Source organism: Pannonibacter sp. SL95 (genome assembly GCF_026672425.1).
Lineage (GTDB): Bacteria > Pseudomonadota > Alphaproteobacteria > Rhizobiales > Stappiaceae > Pannonibacter.
Map to the genome: position 1 here is coordinate 831,568 of NZ_JAPPRC010000003.1, position 18,029 is coordinate 849,596.

Sequence of the window (18,029 nt, forward strand, 5' to 3'; positions counted from 1 at the left end):
AGGTAAATCACCCGCGTCTGTCGGCGGTCTCCCCGAGTTCGTAGATCGTCGACGGCGCGGGAGAATGAGCGGAAACGTGAAATCTGATAAGCACGGGGCGGCTACGAAGATTGTCTTCGAAAAGCCCACATCAATGAATGCTGCGGTAGCCGGCGGCAAATTTGCAAAGTCGCAAAACTCTGCGGCGGAACACCGAACACCAGTTGCGTGCCTAGATGCAGCGGCAACGTGTCCACAGGTGCATCCAGCAGGCGTTCCTCTTTCGGAACTGGCTGCTGCTTTTGGGCGCTCGCTTGCGCGGCTTCACCTGGTAGATGTCAGAAGTTGATGGGGGGCGATTTGGCGGAACGTGCATTTTTTTATGGGCGCTATTCCCATGAAGATTCGACAGACAAATCCATTGCAGATCAGGAGGCCTCTTGCATGCGCTATGCGGCCTCCATTGGCGCTACGATTGAGCGTCGGTACACTGACCACGCTTTGTCGGGTGCCACCATGTTTAATCGTCGTGGTTTGAATACCCTGTTGACTGAACTTGAGCACGAGAGACCAAGCCTCCTGATCGTCGATCATCTGGACCGCCTGACCCGCGATGAAGGCGACATGGCCGTCATTTTTCGACAATTGGCGTTCAACGGTATCGTTTTGCATTCTGTTGCTCATGGAAAGGTGGATCGAAACACAGCTGCGATCCTTGCGATTGTTGGGCGTAATCAGCTTGAGAGCACCGGGCATGCGGTAAAACGCGGACAACAGGGACAGGTAAGAGCAGGAAAAAGCGCGGGCGGTCGCCCTTACGGCTATCTGCTCGTCGGACGAAATGGAGAGCTTCAGCCTGATGAAGGTGATGCTATGCAGCCCGGGGAGGCGGTGATTGTTCGTCGGATCTTTAAAGAAAGGCTCGAGGGGCGGTCTCCCCGCGATATCGCGGCACGATTGAATGCCGAATGCATTCCCGCACCGCGCGGTAAACGCTGGAACGCTTCTACTTTGAACGGCTCACGATCACGTCGGAACGGCATCCTTAGGAACGCCATCTATCACGGAATTCGGGAATGGAATCGCGTTTCTATGGTGCGTCATCCGCAGACCGGAAAGCGGATATCGCGTCCGAATGATGACGATGCGGTTGTTCGGATTGAAGTTCCCGAATTGGCGATTGTTTCATCTTGTGACTTTGAAGCGGTACAGCGCTTGTTTCCGAAAGACAGGGAAGTCCGTCCTGAGCGTTTTCGCAGAGCCAAGACCCTGCTTTCTGGCCTTTTGCAGTGCGGCTGTTGCGGTGGAGGGCTTTCAATGAAGGACAAATCGAACGGACGCATCAGAGTTCAATGTTCGACGATGAAAGAGTCGCGTTCGTGTGACAATCGTTCGGCCTTCTATCTCGATGAATTGGTTGAGGCGGCTTTCGGCGGTTTGCGACAACATTTGAAGCAACCGGATTTGATCGTCGAAGTTGTCAAGGCTTACAACGTCGAAAGAACTCGATTGGCTGAAGACACTGTCGAGCAGGTTCGAATACTTGAAAAGAAACTCGGCATTTTACGGGCGCGAGAAAAGCGTGTTTGGGATGACTACGATGCAGGCATGTTCGGAGCCGAAATCGCAAATCCACGTCTTGCCGACATAAGGGCCGAGATCAAAGCCATTGAAGCCGAACTTGTCGCTCTCCCACCGTTGCCGGAAAACGTCGCGGTGCACCCAGGAGCGATCAAGGAGTTCGCAAGGTACGTCGAAGAGTTATTGCAGACATTTCACATCCAAATAACGGACGAGAACCGTGAAGCAGCGGAAGCGGCCCGGAAGCTGGTCCAGAAGGTAGTTGTTACACCGACTGACACAGGCACAGAAGTTGAGGTCTTCGGAGCCGTTGGCCTTCTTGTCGAAGCAACAAAGGACCTGTCCGACTCAAATGACAACAGGTTGGGGGGAATGGTGGTAGCGGAGGAGGGACTCGAACCCCCGACACGCGGATTATGATTCCGCTGCTCTAACCAACTGAGCTACTCCGCCATCCGGTCCGAGGTCCGGGCGTGTTGGCTTTGCATGGCCAATGTGCCGGGGTCGGATGGACCGGCGTCTTGGGCGACGCCGGATGTGGCGTGCTTATAGAAAGGAGCGGGGCGGCCTGTCAAGCGGACTTGCGGCCTCCCGCATCAGAGTTTTTTGCCGGCTGTGGATGAAACTGCCGGGGAGCCAGACCCGGCCTGACCGGTCGTCGCGCCGGGCCGGGGCGGCTCCAGGGGAGGGGGAGGGGCTGCGCCCCGGCGTTCCGGGTGCCGGGGCGGGGCTTGTACCAAGGCGCTGAGATGCTGACGCATCACGCCTTGAAAAGGCTCAACCGCCGCCCGGGCTTGGCCCAGCTCTCGGTGAGCGAGGTTCATCACGAGCTGGTCTTAGCCGCGAACGGGGGTGGCGGTGACAGCCACCGCATGGCTGCGCACTTCCGCGCGGGAAAAGTCTGGCGCGGCGGTGAGGCCGACCGGCCGGGCTCTGGAGATCCAGCCGCCGCCCAGCACGCGCGCGCCGGGGCTGTCGCTGTCGAAGAACACGCAGGCCTGGCCGGGGGCGACGCCGGTCTCGCCGTCGGTGAGGTCCACTCGCGCCTGGCCGTTGTCCAGCGTCAGCCGCGCCGGGGTGGGCGGCCGGGTCGAGCGCACCTTGGCAAAGACCTCGCAGCTCATGTCCTGGCCAAGCGGTGTGCTGCCCAGCCAGTTGACATCGCGCAGCTCCAGCGTCCGGGTGGCAAGCGCCTCGCGCGGGCCGACGAGCACGCGGCGGTTCGGCGCGTCGAGATGCACCACATAGAGCGGCTCGCCGGTGGCCACCCCAATGCCGCGGCGCTGGCCGATGGTGTAATGGATGATGCCGTCGTGGCGGCCAAGCACGCGCCCGTCCACATGCACGATCTCGCCCGGCTCTGCTGCCTCCGGCCGCAGCTTGCGGATCACGTCGGAATACTTGCCGTTCGGCACGAAGCAGATGTCCTGGCTGTCCTGCTTGTCGGCAACGGAGAGGCCGAACTCGCGCGCCAGCTCGCGCACCGCCGGCTTCGACATGCCGCCGAGCGGAAAGCGCAGGAAGTCGAGCTGCGCCTGCGTCGTGGCAAAGAGGAAATAGCTCTGGTCGCGGTCGAGATCGACCGGCCGGTACAGCGCCCGGTGCGCGCCCTCCTGCTCCGAGCGCACATAGTGGCCGGTGGCCAGCACGTCGGCGCCCAGCGTGCGCGCGGTCTCCAGGAGGTCGGAGAACTTGACGGTCTGATTGCAGGCGACGCAAGGCACCGGCGTCTCGCCGTTCATGTAGCTGTCGGCGAAGCGGTCGATCACGGCTTCCTTGAAGCGGCGCTCGTAGTCCAGCACGTAATGGGGAATGCCGAGCCGTTCGGCAACGCGGCGGGCATCGTGGATGTCCTGGCCGGCGCAGCAGGAGCCGGCGCGGTGCACGGCGGCGCCATGGTCATACAGCTGCAGCGTGACGCCGATGACGTCATAGCCTTCGCGCTGCATCAGGCCGGCAACAACGGAGGAGTCCACGCCGCCGGACATGGCGACAACCACACGCGTGTCCTTGGGTGCACGCGGCAGGTCGAGGGAATTCAGCATCTCAGGTCGATCCTTGCGCCTTGGCGGGGTCAAGGTCCGCCAGTCGGGGATGAAACGTCGCCCCGCAACGGGCGCACAGCCAGGGTGGCTTGCCCTTGGCAAGGCACGTCAGGGCCGGCAGGTCCGATTGCGAGAAACACGCCGCTTATACAGAAACTTGCGACCAAAGCCAAATCAGCCCGGCGCGAGGGCGGCAATCTCTGCCGGGTGCGCCTGCAACTTCTGCCGCAGGCGCGCGCGCGGTTGCTGCGGTTTGTGCGGCGGTCTCCGCCACTTTCTTGATTCAAAACAGCATTTTAGCCTGAGGAAAACTGGCGCGGGCATTGCATTGGAAGGCGCACGTGAAGTCCGCCTGCGGGCGGTTGGTGTGTGAGGGTGCTCGTGCAGGCGTTTCAGATCCGGATCGATGGATTGGGTGCAGCTGCTTCCGCTCTGGGCGGCGATGCCGGCAAGACTGCGCCGGCAGGCGGCCCGCTCGCGGGGGTGTTTCAGGACCTTCTGGCCGCCTTGCAGCCGGGGGAAGCGGCCGAGGCTGTTCCGCCCGCCGCTGCCACAGCCCCGTCCCGCCCGGTTGATCTGCCGCTTGATCTTGCCACTGACGATCTTGCGCCCGATGCGGAAACGCTTCTTGCCTCCGGTGATCTGCTGCCGGTTGTCCCGGTCCTGACGCCGCCGCCGGTTTTGCCCGCTCCGCCGGCCGGGCTGTCTGCTGGAGCCGATGCTGGTGGCCTCGCTGGAGGTTTGGGCGACAAGCCGTCTGGCGGTCTCGCTGAAGCCGGGGCCGAAAACCCTGCTGAAACCCTTGCGGGCAACCTGGCTGGCAAGTCTATTGAACAGGTTGCCGCCGGTGCCCAGCTGCAGCCCGCCGCCGGTGCGCCTCTTGCTCCCGCTGTCCCGGCACCGGTCGTGCCCGTGACGGCTCCCCTGGCACCTGTTGCAGCGGACGCGCCAGCCTCTCCTGCCGTGCAACTGGCTGGCGAGGCCGAGCCACTGCCGGCAGCAAATGGCACCGCTGATGACCTGGCCGACCAGCTCGCTGCGCGCTTCGCCGCGCTGCTGGGCGGCGCTGCACCCGAAGGTGAAGCTCTCGGCTCACAGGCCGAGGGCCAGAAGAGCGCAGCCCTTGCCGCGCAGGCGAATGGCCCTGTTGCCTCGCAAACGGCCGCCACTGAAGAGGCGCCCAAGGTCCTGTCCGAACGTCCCGTGCCAACCAATCCGGACGGCTGGGAAACCCGCGTGCCGGAGCCGGGCCAGACGGGCAATGACCGCTTCTTCTCTGCCGCCCGCGATGCGGCCATCGCCGAATTCGCGGCCAGAGCGGCCGATCCGTCTGGCGCAGCTGCCGCGCAGGCCGCTGTGAAGCAGGATCGGGAGACTAGCGCTCCGCTGCAGCTGGTTGCGACCTCGGCCAAGGACGCGCCCCAGCCGGTGCAGCCGGCGACGGCATCCGCCAATCCGCTTCTGGTGCAGCTGGCTGAGGCCGTTGCCGATGGCTTCAGCGTGACAACCTCTGTCGAGGATCAGGCGCCCGAGGCCGGATCGCCGCTGCGGCAGGCGGTTGCGCCGCTGCCGGCTGCTGCATCTGCCGAACCGGCCCTCACCGTGGCTGCCGCGCGTCTTCAGCCTGCGCGGGCAACCACGCAATCTGCCCCCCTGGCCGACGCTTTGGCCAACCCTCTGGCCGGTGAAGCCGAGACGCTCAGCGCCGACGGCCCAATTGCCGGGGAGCTGGCATCGTCCGCCAAGCCCGAGGTCAAGCCGGTTGCGCCTCAGTCTCCTCAGCTTGCAGCCTCCAGCAGCGCCAATGGCGATCTGGCCGGGGATCAGACGGGGGATCTGAATGCGTCCGACCTGTCGCAGGATGATCTGCGCGCGGCGCCGAAAGGCGAAGGCCGTGCGGCCGTCGCCAGCGCAGAAGGCACCGGCACGCGCGGCACAACTGCCGCCGATGGCGGCGCGCCGGTGAGCCCGGCAACGGCCCAGACCGTCGATCAGCCCCAGCGTGACGCGCCCTTGCCGGCTGCAGCACTGGACTTCGGCAGGTTTGGCGAGTTCGATGACCTCGGCGCTGCCACGCGCACCATTTCCGGCTTCCTTGGCACGGCGGCCCCGGTATCCGGCATGCCGGGCGACAGCGCCGGCACCCAATCCGGCTCGGCAATGGCCCAGGCTGCGGCAGCGCAGGTCGTGGCGCAGATGCAGTCGCAGTCGCGCCCGGGGCAGAGCCGCTTCCAGATCCGGCTGGATCCGGCAGAGCTTGGCCGCATCGACGTGGAAATGACCGTCACCAAGGACGGCGAAGTGAAGGCGAAGCTGACGGTCGACAAGGCCGAGACGCTGGACATGTTCATGCGCGACCAGCGTTCGCTTGAGCGGGCGCTTGAAGCGGCAGGCCTCAAGCCGGATCAGGGCGGCCTGCAGTTTTCGCTGCGCGATGAGGGCGGCCGCTCGTTCAACTTTGCCGGACAGGATGGCCAGGGCCGCTCCGGCCAGGAGGGCCAGCGTCCGGCGCGTGAAGCTGACGCTGCACAGGCCGAGCGGCAGGCTGGCGAGCGTGTCGCCCAGCTCTACCGTGGTTCTGCGGCTGGTGGGCTGGACATTCGGATCTGAACCAGTTCCGGCCGCGCGGAACATCTTGCGCGCCGGATCGACTGAAACAACCCGGCGCCCGGCCGGACAGCAAGGTGGCTGTCGCCAGGGCGTTGCCCCTTAAAGGGGCGCGTGAAGGAGACCAATCATCATGGCAACAGTCAGCGCCGCCGGCACATCGGGAACCAGCAGCAACTCGGCAACCGAGCAGAGCCGCAAGACCCTGTTTGGCAGCTACGATCTGTTCCTGAAGCTGCTGACCACGCAGATCAAGAACCAGAACCCGCTCGAGCCGATGGATCCGGCGGAATACACCCAGCAGCTGGTTCAGTATTCCACGGTCGAGCAGGGGCTGAAGACCAACGAGCAGCTGGCCAGCCTGCTCAGCGTCATCCAGTCCGGGCAGGCGAGCAGCTACGTGTCCTACCTCGGCTCCTATGTTTCAGCATCCGGCGACACCACCATGCTGGACAATGGCAAGGCGACCTGGAACTACACCGTGCCGAAGGATGCCAAGGGCACCGTCGAAGTGCGCAACTCGGGCGGTGCTCTTGTCTACCGGGGCGACGTCAAGCTCGACAAGGGATCGGGCACTTACACCTGGGATGGCAAGACGACCGAAGGAAGCACGGCTACAGCCGGTGCCTACACGATCAAGTTCTCCGTCTTCGACAGCTCGAGCACCCAGCAGACGGTGACCACCGAGGTGAAGGGCAAGGTCGACAAGGTCGATATCTCGAGTGGAACTGCATTCCTGAAGATTGGCGACGTGAGAATTCCGGTGGCCTCGGTGAAATCTGTTTCGTCTACGGCTCTCTGACCTCTGTCGTTCAATCCCGACGCATTTTACGGCCGGTGCACACGCATCGGCCGTTTTCGTTGAAGACGCAGCGTTATCGTGAAAACTATGGTTAGCGATCTGTTAATGTGGTTGAAACAAGGCAATGCAAATCGCAGCGAACGATTTAATAACAACTGAAGAATTTGCAATTTCGTGGTTAATCATAAGTGTATGGTTGCTTAGGTAAATTTTAAATCCCGCCGTGTAATCTCACCTCTAAACCTGGTCATGGTTTGTGTGAGAGTACAATGACCGAGCAAATTCGTTCGCGTGTGAAATATGTGATTGGGCCTGACGGCAGTCCGCTGACGATCGCGGATCTGCCGCCACCAAGCACCAAGCGTTGGGTTATCCGGCGCAAGGCTGAAGTTGTCGCCGCGGTTCGCGGCGGCCTGTTATCGCTGGAGGAAGCATGCCAGCGCTACACGCTGACGGTTGAGGAGTTTCTGTCCTGGCAGAGCTCTATCGAGCGCCACGGATTGGCTGGCCTGCGAGCTACGCGGGTTCAGCAGTATCGCAATTAACGACCGGCGCCCCCCGCGCGCACGGATCGAACCTCCAAAGCCTTAAAGCCTGGCCTCGCGGCCAGGCTTTTTTTATGGCCGGTTTCATGCCACGCACGGGTCCGGCCAGGCCGATGCGAGGGGTGGATTCGGATCGCCAAACCCCAATCGTGAGTGATTGGTTAACGCTGGGCGGCATTTTCTACCGTTTTGCAAAACGGGGCGTCCGCCACAAATGGCGCAATTCCGCCATTTCAATCTCTGGCGGCGATACTCGTTAATAACTTGTTTACCTTCTGGCGGGCAAATTTTGCCTATCGGACAATGGCGCGTCGGTAACTGGAGGGGATTCGATTCCTTTCCGGTGTCTGCGGCGGGGCAAACAGGCTGAGCGGGCAAACGTGAACGGATTGATCGAATTTATTCGGACCATGGGGCCAACGCGCATCGCCGCGATGGGGGCGGTGGCTGCGATTCTGGTCGGGATGTTTGCTTTCATCATCTTCCGGGTCACGTCGCCGGAGATGGGACAGCTCTACTCCAACCTGACGATCGAGGACTCTGCCCAGATCGTCAACAATCTGGAGCAGCTCGCGATCCCTTATGAGCTTCGTCAGGACGGCTCGACGATCCTCATCCCGAAGGACCAGATTGCCCGCACACGCATGCGCCTTGCCGAAGAGGGCCTGCCGACCGGCGGCTCCGTCGGCTACGAGATCTTCGACCGCACCGACACGCTCGGTGCCACGAGCTTTGTCCAGAACATCAATCACCTGCGCGCCCTTGAAGGCGAACTGGCCCGGACCATCCGTTCGATCGACCGCATTGTCTCGGCGCGCGTGCATCTGGTGATCCCGGAGCGCCAGCTGTTCCAGCGCGATGTGCGCCCGCCCTCCGCCTCCATTGCGGTCAAGGTCCGCGGGTCGCTGGGTGCAAGTGAAATCCGTGCCATCCAGCATCTCGTCGCCGCCGCCGTCGATGGTCTGACACCGGAACGCGTGTCGATCGTGGATGACGCCGGCCGGCTGCTCGCCACCGTCGGCGATGACAACCCCGACAACATGTCCTCCGGCAAGATCCAGGAGCGCACGTTCGAGGTCGAACAGCGGCTGCGCAACCAGATCGAGGAGATCCTGAACAGCATCGTCGGCCCTGGCCGCGCCCGTGTCCGTGTCGCAGCCGACGTTGACTTCAACCGGATCACCGAGACCCAGGAGCGCTTTGATCCCGAAGGCCAGGTTGTTCGCTCGACCCAGAGCAAGGAAGAAAATTCGACCCGCACCAACCAGCAGGGCGGTGTGACGGCCGGCAACCAGATCCCGAACGCCGATGCCGGAGGGGCAGGCGGGGACACCGAAGGCTCCAGCCTGACCGAGGGAAATCGTCAACTTCGAAGTCTCCAAGGCGATCCGGACCGAGGTGATCGAGGCTGGCCGCGTCAAGCGCCTGTCGGTCGCCGTGCTGGTCGATGGCATCTACGAGCCGAATGCGGAAGGCGTGCTGCAGTACACGCCGCGTCCGCAGGAGGTCCTTGACCGGATTTCCGTGCTGGTGCGCTCGGCTGTCGGCTTCGATGCCGCCCGCGGCGACGTGGTGGAAGTGGTCAACCTGCGCTTTGCCACGGCTCCGGAGACGGACTTCGAGACGGCCGAGCAGGGCATGTTCGATTTCACCCGCGATGACATCATGCGCTTCGCCGAGCTTGGCGTGCTTCTGCTGATCTCGCTGCTCCTGCTGCTCTTCGTCGTCCGCCCGCTGCTGAAGCGCATCGTGACGCCGGAAGAAAAGACCGCCCAGGAACTGGTGATCGCACCGGATGGCACGCTGGTCGCCCAGTCGGAACTCCCGGCTGGCGAACTTGAGGACGAAGACGACGGCATCGTGATCGAATGGCTTGAAGAGGCCAAGCGCGAAGGCGCGCTGCAGGCCTCGTCCGTCGCCAAGGTTGGCGCAATGATCGAAGACTACCCGACTGAAGCCGTGACCATCGTGCGCGGCTGGCTGGATGAGGCAGCGTAAGCATGGCAACCGATTCCTTGCAGAACCAGCTGACCGTCTCGGAGGACGGCGTCGAGCGTGAACTGAAGGGCGCGGAGCGCGCAGCCGTTCTGATGCTGGCCCTTGGCGAGGTGCACGGGAAGGAAATCTGGGCGCGGCTGGACGAGATCGAGGTGCGTCAGATCTCTGCGGCGATGGCCAAGCTCGGGCCTGTCACGCCAACGATGTTGCAGGACCTCTTCGCCGACTTTGTCCGCCGCCTGTCCTCGCGCGGATCGCTGATGGGCAACGTCGACGCGACCGAGCGCCTGCTCGCGGCCTTCCTGCCACAGGACAAGGTGGCGACGATCATGGAGGAAATCCGTGGTCCTGCCGGCCGCAACATGTGGGAAAAGCTCTCCAACGTGCAGGAGAACGTTCTCGCCAACTACCTGAAGAACGAATACCCGCAGACGGTGGCGGTGGTTCTGTCCAAGATCGACGCCGATCATGCGGCCAAGGTGCTCGGCATCCTTCCGGAAGACCTGGCACTCGAGGTGATCAACCGCATGCTGCGCATGGAGGCGGTGCAGAAGGAAGTCCTGGAAAAGGTCGAACTGACACTTCGCAAGGAGTTCATGTCCAACCTGACCAACACCAGCCGCCGCGACAGCCACGAAATGATGGCGGACATCTTCAACAACTTCGACCGCCAGACGGAAGCGCGCTTCCTGGCGGCCCTTGAAGAGGAAAACCGCGAGTCCGCCGAACGCATCAAGAACCTGATGTTCACCTTCGACGACCTGATGAAGCTCGATGCGGCCGGCTGCCAGACACTGCTGCGCAACGTCGAGAAGGACCGCCTCGCCATCGCCCTCAAGGGGTCCAACGATGCGGTGCGGGAGTTCTTCTTTGCCAACATGTCGGGCCGCGCGGCCAAGATGTTGCAGGACGATATGGAGGCGCTCGGACCGGTTCGTCTGCGCGATGTGGACGAGGCACAGACCGGCATGGTCAACACCGCAAAGGATCTCGCCGCCCGCGGCGAGCTCATGATTTCCAAGTCGAAGAACGACGACGAGATCATCTATTGATCTCGGGCAACCTTAGGATCAGCGTATGTCACGCCTGAGCAAACCGTCGAAGTTCTTGTTTGACAAGAACTTCAGCGAGCCGGAGGTGCCCGAGGTCATGGCGCCGCCGGAACCGGTCGAGCCGATGATGACGGTTGCCGAACACGAGCGGCTGATCGCGGCTGCCCGTGAAGAGGCCCGCCGTCAGGGCCATGCCGAAGGACTGATGGAAGGGCGCTCCGGTGAAGAACGCCGTCTTGCCGATCAGGTTGGCGACCTGACCCAGGTCGCAGCCCGCATTCTGACGACGCTCGACGAGGCGCGGGAGCAGACGGAAAAGGACGCGGTGACGCTCGCCTTCCTCGTCGCCCGCCGGCTGAGCGCCCATCTGATCGCCCGCAATCCGCTGGGCGAGACCGTGGCTCTCGTATCGGAATGTCTGGGTCCGCTGCGCCAGGCACCGCATCTCGTCATCCGCGTCGCGGAGCGGGATGTTGAAGCGCTGAAGGCGCGCCTTGATCCCGTCATCAGGGAAAAAGGCTTTGATGGCCGTCTGGTGCTTCTCGGCGAGCCGGAGATTGCGCGCGGGGACTGCCGCATTGAATGGGCGGACGGCGGTATCCAGCGCGATCGCAAGGCGGTCGAGGCACAGATCGACCAGTCCATTCGCAACTATTTCGAGGCCAAGGCAGCTGCCCGGACCAAGGGCCGGCAAGGCGCCGAGGCAGGTGCCAGGGAGACTGAAGCATGAGCAGTGACAGTGACCGCGGCATTCCGCTCGATGAACTGCAGCCGCAGGGCCGTCAGCGGGACGACCGGGAAGAGGGCATGGGCACGGCCCAGTCCGCAGCCGATCTTGAGGCCGTGTTTGACGTTCCGGTCAGGATTTCCGCCGTTCTGGGCCATTCCAAGCTGCATGTCTCGGACCTGCTGAAGCTGGCCTCCGGCACCGTTCTGGAGCTGGACCGCAAGGTGGGCGAGGCGATCGACATCTATGTCAATGACCGCCTCGTGGCGCGTGGGGAAGTGGTGCTCGTCGAGGACAAGCTCGGCGTGACCATGACGGAAATGATCAAGGCCGAGCGCTAAGAGCTCGAGCAGGAGACGACGATGCGTTTGCTGATTGTTGGCACGCTGGGTGGTCAGCTGACCACGGCATCCAAGATTGCCATGCAGCGCGGTGCCCAGGTCACCCATGCCGAGGATGCCGAAGGCGCGCTGAAGGTGCTGCGGTCCGGCCGCGGCGCGGATCTCCTGATGGTCGACGTGAAGCTGGACATTGCCGCGCTGCTTGCCAGCCTTGCGGATGAACGCATTCACGTTCCGATCGTGGCCTGCGGTGTCGAGACCGATGCCCGGGCTGCGGTCGCTGCGATCCGGGCCGGGGCCAAGGAATACATCCCGCTGCCGCCGGACCCGGAGATGATTGCCGCCGTTCTGGCCGCTGTCGCGCAGGAGCGCGGCGATCTCATTTACCGCGACGAGGCCATGGCGGCTGTCGTGAAGCTGGCCGAGCAGGTCGCTCCCTCCGATGCCTCGATCCTGATCACGGGTGAATCCGGCACCGGCAAGGAAGTCATTGCCCGCCATGTGCACCGCTCGTCCTCGCGCTCGGGCAAGCCGTTCATCTCGATCAACTGCGCCGCCATCCCGGAGCAGCTGCTGGAATCCGAGTTGTTCGGCCACGAGAAAGGTGCCTTCACCGGCGCCGTCGCCCGCCGCGTCGGCAAGTTCGAGGAAGCCGATGGCGGCACGCTGTTGCTGGACGAAATTTCCGAGATGGACGTCCGGCTGCAGGCCAAGCTGCTGCGGGCCATCCAGGAGCGGGTGATCGACCGTGTCGGCGGCACGCGTCCGGTTCCTGTCGATATCCGCATCATCGCCACGTCCAACCGGGATCTGGCCGACAGTGTGCGCCAGGGCACGTTCCGTGAGGATCTGCTGTTCCGCCTCAATGTGGTCAATCTCAAGCTGCCGCCGCTGCGCAGCCGGCCTGCGGATATCCTCGAGCTGGCCGGCTATTTTGCCCGCCACTACGCCCAGGCCAATGGCCTTCCAGACCGCCCGATCAGCACGGATGCGCGCCGGGCCCTGACGGGCAATCCGTGGCCGGGCAACGTGCGCGAGCTGGAAAACACCATGCACCGCGCCGTCCTGCTGGCCAGTGGCCAGGAGATCGGCGTCGACGCGATCCGGATGCCGGACGGCAGTCCGCTCAGTGTTTCGCGGGGGCCTGCCGAACGCGCGGTCGAGACGGCCGAGGCCGTGTCGCGGTCGCTCGTCGGGCGCACTGTGGCCGATGTGGAGCGGGATCTCATCCTCGACACGCTGGACCACTGCCTCGGCAACCGCACCCATGCCGCCAAGATCCTTGGCATTTCCATCCGCACGCTGCGCAACAAGCTGAACCAGTACATGGACGAAGGCGTCCTCGTGCCCGGTCCCGGCGAGGCGCGCAGCGCGTGATGTCCATTCCGGTTGAGGCCAGGGAATATCCATGACCGACACGTCCGCCAACGAGCCGACCCAGCCGACACCGCCGCGTCCGCCGGCCGTGCCCAGCTTTGGCCTGCCGTCAGCGGCTGAGTTCATGGACTCGATCCGCAAGGGCGATATCGGCCTTGCCGTCGGTGTGATGGTCATCCTCGTGATGCTCATCATGCCGATGCCGGCGATCCTTCTCGATTTCTTCCTGGCGATCTCGATCATCCTGTCGGTGATGATCCTGATGACCGGCCTGTTCATCCAGAAGCCGCTCGAGTTCTCGTCCTTCCCGACGGTCCTGCTGATCTCGACCATGTTGCGTCTGGCGCTGAACCTCGCCTCGACGCGCCTCATCCTCTCCCATGGTCACGAAGGAACAGCTGCCGCCGGACAGGTCATCCAGTCCTTCGGCAACTTCGTCATGGGCGGCAATTTCATCATCGGGATCATCGTGTTCGCGATCCTGGTGATCGTGAACTTCATCGTCATCACCAAGGGTTCCGGCCGTATCGCCGAAGTGGCGGCCCGCTTCACCCTTGACGCGATGCCCGGCAAGCAGATGGCCATCGACGCCGACCTGTCGTCCGGTCTCATCGACGAGACAGAGGCCAAGCGCCGGCGCAAGGAGCTGGAAGAGGAAAGCACCTTCTTCGGCGCCATGGACGGTGCCTCGAAATTCGTCCGCGGCGACGCCATCGCCGGCCTGCTCATCACCTTCATCAACGTGATCGGCGGCATCATCATCGGTGTCGGCCAGATGGGTCTGTCCTTTGGCGAAGCGGCACAGAACTACACAATCCTGACGGTCGGTGACGGTCTGGTGTCGCAGATTCCGGCGCTCATCGTCTCCACCGCTGCCGGTATTCTTGTGTCCAAGGCCGGTGTCAGCGGATCGGCCGACAAGGCGCTGGTGGCCCAGTTCACGGGCTATCCCAAGGCGCTGGGCATGTCGTCCTTCGTCATGGTGGCGCTGGCAATGCTGCCCGGCATTCCCATGGTTCCCTTCCTTGGGCTTGCTGGTCTTGCCGGCTGGCTTGCGGTGAAGGCGGGCAACGCGAAAAAGATGACGGCCTTCAAGGCGGCTGCGGTGAAGGCCGTCGAGACCGCACCGAAACCGCCGGCAGAGCCTCCGATCACCGATGCCCTCAAGATGGACGAACTGCGCATCGAGCTGGGTTATGCGTTGCTGCCGCTGATCAACGGCCAGCAGACTGGCCAGCCGGACCAGCTGACCGAGCAGATCAAGGCCCTGCGCCGCCAGGTCGCGGCGGACATGGGCATCATCATGCCGCCGGTCCGCATCCTCGACAACATTCAGCTCGGCGCCAACGAATACACGATCAAGGTCAAGGAAGTGGAAGCCGGCAAGGGCATGCTCTTCCCCAACCGTTACATGGTCATGGACCCGGCTGGCGGGCAGGTGAAGATCCCCGGTACGAACACCACCGAGCCGACCTTCGGGCTCCCCGCCACATGGGTCGAGGCGATCTACCGCGAGGATGCGTCGCTGCGCGGCTATACCGTCGTGGATCCCGCGACGGTGCTTTCGACACACCTGACCGAGACGATCAAGGCGAATGTCGCCGAACTGCTCACCTATGCCGATGTCCAGAAGCTCTTGAAGGAGCTGAAGGGCGAGCAGGCCAAGCTGGTCGAGGATCTCATTCCCTCGCAGATCACCGTGTCGGGCATCCAGCGCGTGCTGCAGACCCTTCTGGGCGAGCGCATTTCCGTGCGCGATCTCGGCACGATTCTCGAAGGCGTGGCGGAAGCTGCGGGCTTTACCCGCAACACCAACACCATCGCCGAACATGTGCGCACGCGCCTTGCCCGGCAGATCTGCGCCGCCAACATGTCACCCGGCGGCTATCTCCCGCTGGTGGCCCTGTCCCCGCGCTGGGAGCAGTCCTTTATCGAGGCAATTGTCGGGGAGGGCGATGACCGCCAGCTCGCGATGCAGCCGTCCAAGCTGCAGGAATTCGTGACGCTGGTGCGGGACGCGTTCGAGAAGGCGGCGCAGCAGGGCGAGGTGCCGGTGCTTCTGACCTCGCCGCAGACGCGCCCCTTCGTCCGCTCCATCGTTGAACGGTTCCGGGCGCATACCACCGTGATGAGCCAGAACGAGGTTCACCCGCGCGTGAAGCTCAAGACGGTCGGTTCGATCTGAGGAAGACGGGCGCGATCAGACGAGGATGTTGAGCCGGCCGAGCGCCGATGCCGTGCTGATGTTGCTGCCCTGGAAGGCGTTGTAGGTCTGCTGCTGGCCGTTGGTCACGGTCGCCTGGTAGACGGAACCCAGCACTTCCTTGGACAGGGCCTGCGTCTTCTGGATGGACTTCTTGCGCACGGCTGCCCATGCGTCATTGTAGTCCTTCAGCGTGACGCGCTCTTGCTTCTGTCCAAACCTGTTGCCGGAATTGTTGCCGATCTTTGCCATACGGGCATGCTGCGCGCTTATGGTTAACAGCTGGTTAACGCGTGCGTTCTGCGTCAAATGACGGTTGCTGGCTTGTATTTTCGGGTGCTACTCCCCGGGGCATCTTTCCAGCCGGACCCGTTTGTGGACCGAACCGTCCCAGGACCCTCCCATGACTACCCTCAATCTCGACGGCTACACCGATGTACCGAACGGCAAGATCGCCTTTGTCGTGACGTTTCTCGAAATGCATGCGCGCCCCGCGTCGCGCCAGGTCACGGTGCCGGCAGGTCTGACGCTGCGTCCCTGGATCAAGCCCGAGCCGGAGGCCTATCTGCCGCTGTTCCGCGCAATCGGGGAGGAGTGGATGTGGTTCTCGCGCCTGATGATGCCGCGCGCGCGGTTGCAGGCGATCCTCTCGGAGGAAACCCGGACCATCCACGTCGCCGAGCTGGATGGGCGCCCGCTTGGCCTCGTGGAGCTGGATTTTGCCGATCCAGCCAACGTCGAGCTCGCCTTCTTCGGTCTGGTGCCACAGGAAACTGGACGCGGCCTCGGGCGCTGGCTGATGGAAGCCGCACTCGACATGGCCTGGGCAAGGCCGGAAACCCGGCGCTTCTATGTGCACACCTGCACCGGCGACAGCCCGTCAGCGCTCGGCTTCTATCGCGCCTGCGGCTTTGCCGCCTATCGCCGGGCGCTGGAGGTGATCGATGACCCGCGTCTGTCCGGCGTGCTGCCGGAAACTGCAGGCCCGCATCTGCCGCTGATCCGTCCCTGAGGTGCGTCCGGAAGGCCGGATAGCTGGCGGTAACGGTTAAAATGTCTTAAGAAGGGTTAACCAAACTCCCGACATTGCCGGTGGACGACTGCCGGGAGCGGGGTCCGTGCGGTTTTCCTCACGGCGCATTTCGGTAAAAGTCCGCTTAACAAAAGCGACCTCCCAACCTGGAATCACCATGGCCAACGAACAGACCAGCGGTTCACCGACGAATGTCGTGCCCCACGCAAAGGTGCGCAATCTGCGGGATGCCATTCGCAAGGTGCGTCTTGGCGAGGCCGAGCGGGCCGATGTCGTCATCGAACTGCAGGAGACCGAACGCACGCGGCTGGAGATGCTCGCCGACGAGCTGACCGATGTCTTCAAGGAAGTGCCGGAGAACGACGACCAGTTCTCGTTCCAGATCGTCCCGGGCACGACGCCGCGCCTGTGGATCGACATGACCAGCCACATTGCAGTGGCAGGTGACCGCCGCACCTACCGCTTCCTGAAGGACACAAGACTTGGCCGTGTCGTCATCCTGGAGACGGCAGATATCGACGACATGGCGGACTGTGTCACCGAATACATCGCCGAACGGGTCATCGAGCGCGAAAGGGCGCTGGAGGGCGACTGGCTCGACAAGCGCATGAAGGCGGCCATCAACGGCCAGCCGGCCCAGACCGGCCGCAGCTCCGCGATCTGGGGACCGGTGCTCGTTTCGTTTCTTGGTGGAACGCTGGCCGGCGTCATTGGCCTGATCGCCTTTGCCTGGTTCGCCAACCCGATGGGCTGAACGGCCGCGGCAGCTCTGCCTGTCGTGGCTTTATCTTGACGGGATCACCAGCTCGGCGCGGTCAATCACCTCGATCCCGCCGCCGATTTCAATGAAGCCGCGTTCTTCCAGATGGCAGGTCCAGCCGCCGTCCGTTTTCGCGATATCGAACAGGTTGTAACGCGCGCCCGGCTTGCGTCCGCCCGGCGCGTGGCTCGCGGAAGGCACGCCGATCACCGGAACCGGGCCGTTCGGCCCCTCGATCATCGTCCGGCTGTCGATATGCGTGTGGCCATGCAGCACGAGTTCCGCACCTGACCGTTTGATCGCCGCGCGAACCCGCGAGGCATCTTCCAGCCGCTTCGCCCAGCTCGTTGCCCCCTTGAAGGGCGGGTGATGGATCATCACCACCCGAAACGCACCGGCCTCGCCAAGGCCCGCCAGCGTCTCGGTCAGCCGCCGCGTCTGGCGCACGCCGACCCGTCCCGAGGCAAAGCCGGGCGCGGTCGCCTTTGCCGTCGATACGCCGACCAGCGCGAGCGGCCCGCGCCGTCGCAGGAAAGGAAAATGCGCCGATCCGGTGTGGGTCATGGCGTCATCGTCGCCGGTCATGTAGTCGCTCCAGGCCTGCATCGCGCTCTTCAGCGCGCCGGGCACATAGGCGTCGTGATTGCCGGGAACGACAGACAGCCGCTCGGGCGCGGCCACAGCGGTCAGCCAGTCGCGCGCGGCCGCGATTTCGGCGGGCAGGGCGATGTTGACCAGGTCACCTGTCAGGGCGATGTGATCGGGCCTTGCCGCATCCATGTCATCGAGCAGCCGTGCGAGATAATCCCCGCCCATCGAGCGCAGCCGGTTGCCACGCCAGTTCATGTAGCCCAGCACGCGTTTGGAGGCGAGTTGCCAGAGGCTCGGGTCCGGCAGGGGGCCAAGATGGGGGTCGGAAAAATGCGCCAGTCGAAACATGGGCCGCATGTTCGCTGTCAGCACGCGCCGGTCAAGGAAA

The 18,029-nt window shown here is 63.5% G+C and carries 14 protein-coding genes, 1 tRNA gene and 1 pseudogene; 12 read left to right on the plus strand and 4 right to left on the minus strand.

The window, feature by feature from the left end:
* Window positions 1-327: 327 nt before the first annotated feature.
* Window positions 328-1,980 (plus strand): recombinase family protein, encoded by a 1,653-nt coding sequence (locus OVA12_RS23960; protein WP_442793847.1) that lies wholly within the window; start codon window positions 328-330, stop codon window positions 1,978-1,980.
* On the opposite strand, the gene OVA12_RS04435 is transcribed toward OVA12_RS23960, so the two are convergent.
* Window positions 1,937-2,013, minus strand: a tRNA-Met gene (locus OVA12_RS04435). The two genes, OVA12_RS23960 and OVA12_RS04435, sit on opposite strands and share 44 nt — an antisense overlap.
* A 383-nt stretch (window positions 2,014-2,396) precedes the next feature.
* Window positions 2,397-3,605: a tRNA 2-thiouridine(34) synthase MnmA gene (gene mnmA / locus OVA12_RS04440; protein WP_268134901.1), complete on the minus strand. Its 1,209-nt coding sequence runs from the start codon at window positions 3,603-3,605 to the stop codon at window positions 2,397-2,399.
* Between the two features lie 381 nt (window positions 3,606-3,986).
* Between mnmA and OVA12_RS04445 the strand changes: the two genes are divergently transcribed.
* The 9 genes and pseudogenes from OVA12_RS04445 to flhA all read left to right on the plus strand — a co-directional run bounded on the left by OVA12_RS04445 (window position 3,987) and on the right by flhA (window position 15,239).
* Window positions 3,987-6,215, plus strand: a complete 2,229-nt coding sequence (locus OVA12_RS04445; RefSeq protein WP_268134903.1) for a flagellar hook-length control protein FliK — start codon at window positions 3,987-3,989, stop codon at window positions 6,213-6,215.
* A 130-nt stretch (window positions 6,216-6,345) separates the two neighbouring features.
* Window positions 6,346-7,014, plus strand: coding sequence for a flagellar hook assembly protein FlgD (locus tag OVA12_RS04450; RefSeq protein WP_268134905.1), 669 nt, complete (start codon window positions 6,346-6,348; stop codon window positions 7,012-7,014).
* Between the two features lie 269 nt (window positions 7,015-7,283).
* Window positions 7,284-7,559 carry a CtrA inhibitor SciP gene (sciP, locus tag OVA12_RS04455; RefSeq protein WP_106754310.1) on the plus strand — a complete coding sequence of 92 codons (276 nt, stop codon included), beginning with the start codon at window positions 7,284-7,286 and terminating at the stop codon, window positions 7,557-7,559.
* Window positions 7,560-7,939: 380 nt separating this feature from the next.
* Window positions 7,940-9,557 (plus strand): annotated as a pseudogene (gene fliF, locus OVA12_RS04460) (flagellar basal-body MS-ring/collar protein FliF).
* Between the two features lie 2 nt (window positions 9,558-9,559).
* The gene (gene fliG, locus OVA12_RS04465) at window positions 9,560-10,609 is read left to right on the plus strand and encodes a flagellar motor switch protein FliG (protein ID WP_268134908.1); all 1,050 of its coding nucleotides are present in this window, start codon (window positions 9,560-9,562) and stop codon (window positions 10,607-10,609) included.
* A 25-nt stretch (window positions 10,610-10,634) separates the two neighbouring features.
* Window positions 10,635-11,339 (plus strand): FliH/SctL family protein, encoded by a 705-nt coding sequence (locus tag OVA12_RS04470; protein WP_268134910.1) that lies wholly within the window; start codon window positions 10,635-10,637, stop codon window positions 11,337-11,339.
* Entirely contained in the window at window positions 11,336-11,677 is a 342-nt protein-coding gene (gene fliN / locus OVA12_RS04475) for a flagellar motor switch protein FliN (protein ID WP_268134912.1), read from the plus strand. Before OVA12_RS04470 ends, fliN begins: the two co-directional genes overlap by 4 nt.
* Window positions 11,678-11,698: 21 nt before the next feature.
* Complete coding sequence (flbD, locus tag OVA12_RS04480; protein ID WP_268134914.1) at window positions 11,699-13,054, plus strand: sigma-54-dependent transcriptional regulator FlbD; 1,356 nt, start codon at window positions 11,699-11,701, stop codon at window positions 13,052-13,054.
* A 31-nt stretch (window positions 13,055-13,085) separates the two neighbouring features.
* Window positions 13,086-15,239 (plus strand): flagellar biosynthesis protein FlhA, encoded by a 2,154-nt coding sequence (gene flhA / locus OVA12_RS04485; protein WP_442793810.1) that lies wholly within the window; start codon window positions 13,086-13,088, stop codon window positions 15,237-15,239.
* Window positions 15,240-15,254: 15 nt separating this feature from the next.
* Here flhA and OVA12_RS04490 read toward each other — a convergent pair whose 3' ends face one another.
* Window positions 15,255-15,509 (minus strand): hypothetical protein, encoded by a 255-nt coding sequence (locus OVA12_RS04490; RefSeq protein ID WP_268134916.1) that lies wholly within the window; start codon window positions 15,507-15,509, stop codon window positions 15,255-15,257.
* A gap of 151 nt (window positions 15,510-15,660) precedes the next feature.
* Between OVA12_RS04490 and OVA12_RS04495 the strand changes: the two genes are divergently transcribed.
* Window positions 15,661-16,269: a GNAT family N-acetyltransferase gene (locus tag OVA12_RS04495; RefSeq protein ID WP_268134918.1), complete on the plus strand. Its 609-nt coding sequence runs from the start codon at window positions 15,661-15,663 to the stop codon at window positions 16,267-16,269.
* Window positions 16,270-16,447: 178 nt separating this feature from the next.
* Complete coding sequence (locus tag OVA12_RS04500) at window positions 16,448-17,044, plus strand: hypothetical protein (protein ID WP_268134920.1); 597 nt, start codon at window positions 16,448-16,450, stop codon at window positions 17,042-17,044.
* Between the two features lie 30 nt (window positions 17,045-17,074).
* Here OVA12_RS04500 and OVA12_RS04505 read toward each other — a convergent pair whose 3' ends face one another.
* Window positions 17,075-17,989 carry a metallophosphoesterase family protein gene (locus tag OVA12_RS04505; RefSeq protein WP_268137002.1) on the minus strand — a complete coding sequence of 305 codons (915 nt, stop codon included), beginning with the start codon at window positions 17,987-17,989 and terminating at the stop codon, window positions 17,075-17,077.
* Window positions 17,990-18,029: the final 40 nt, after the last annotated feature.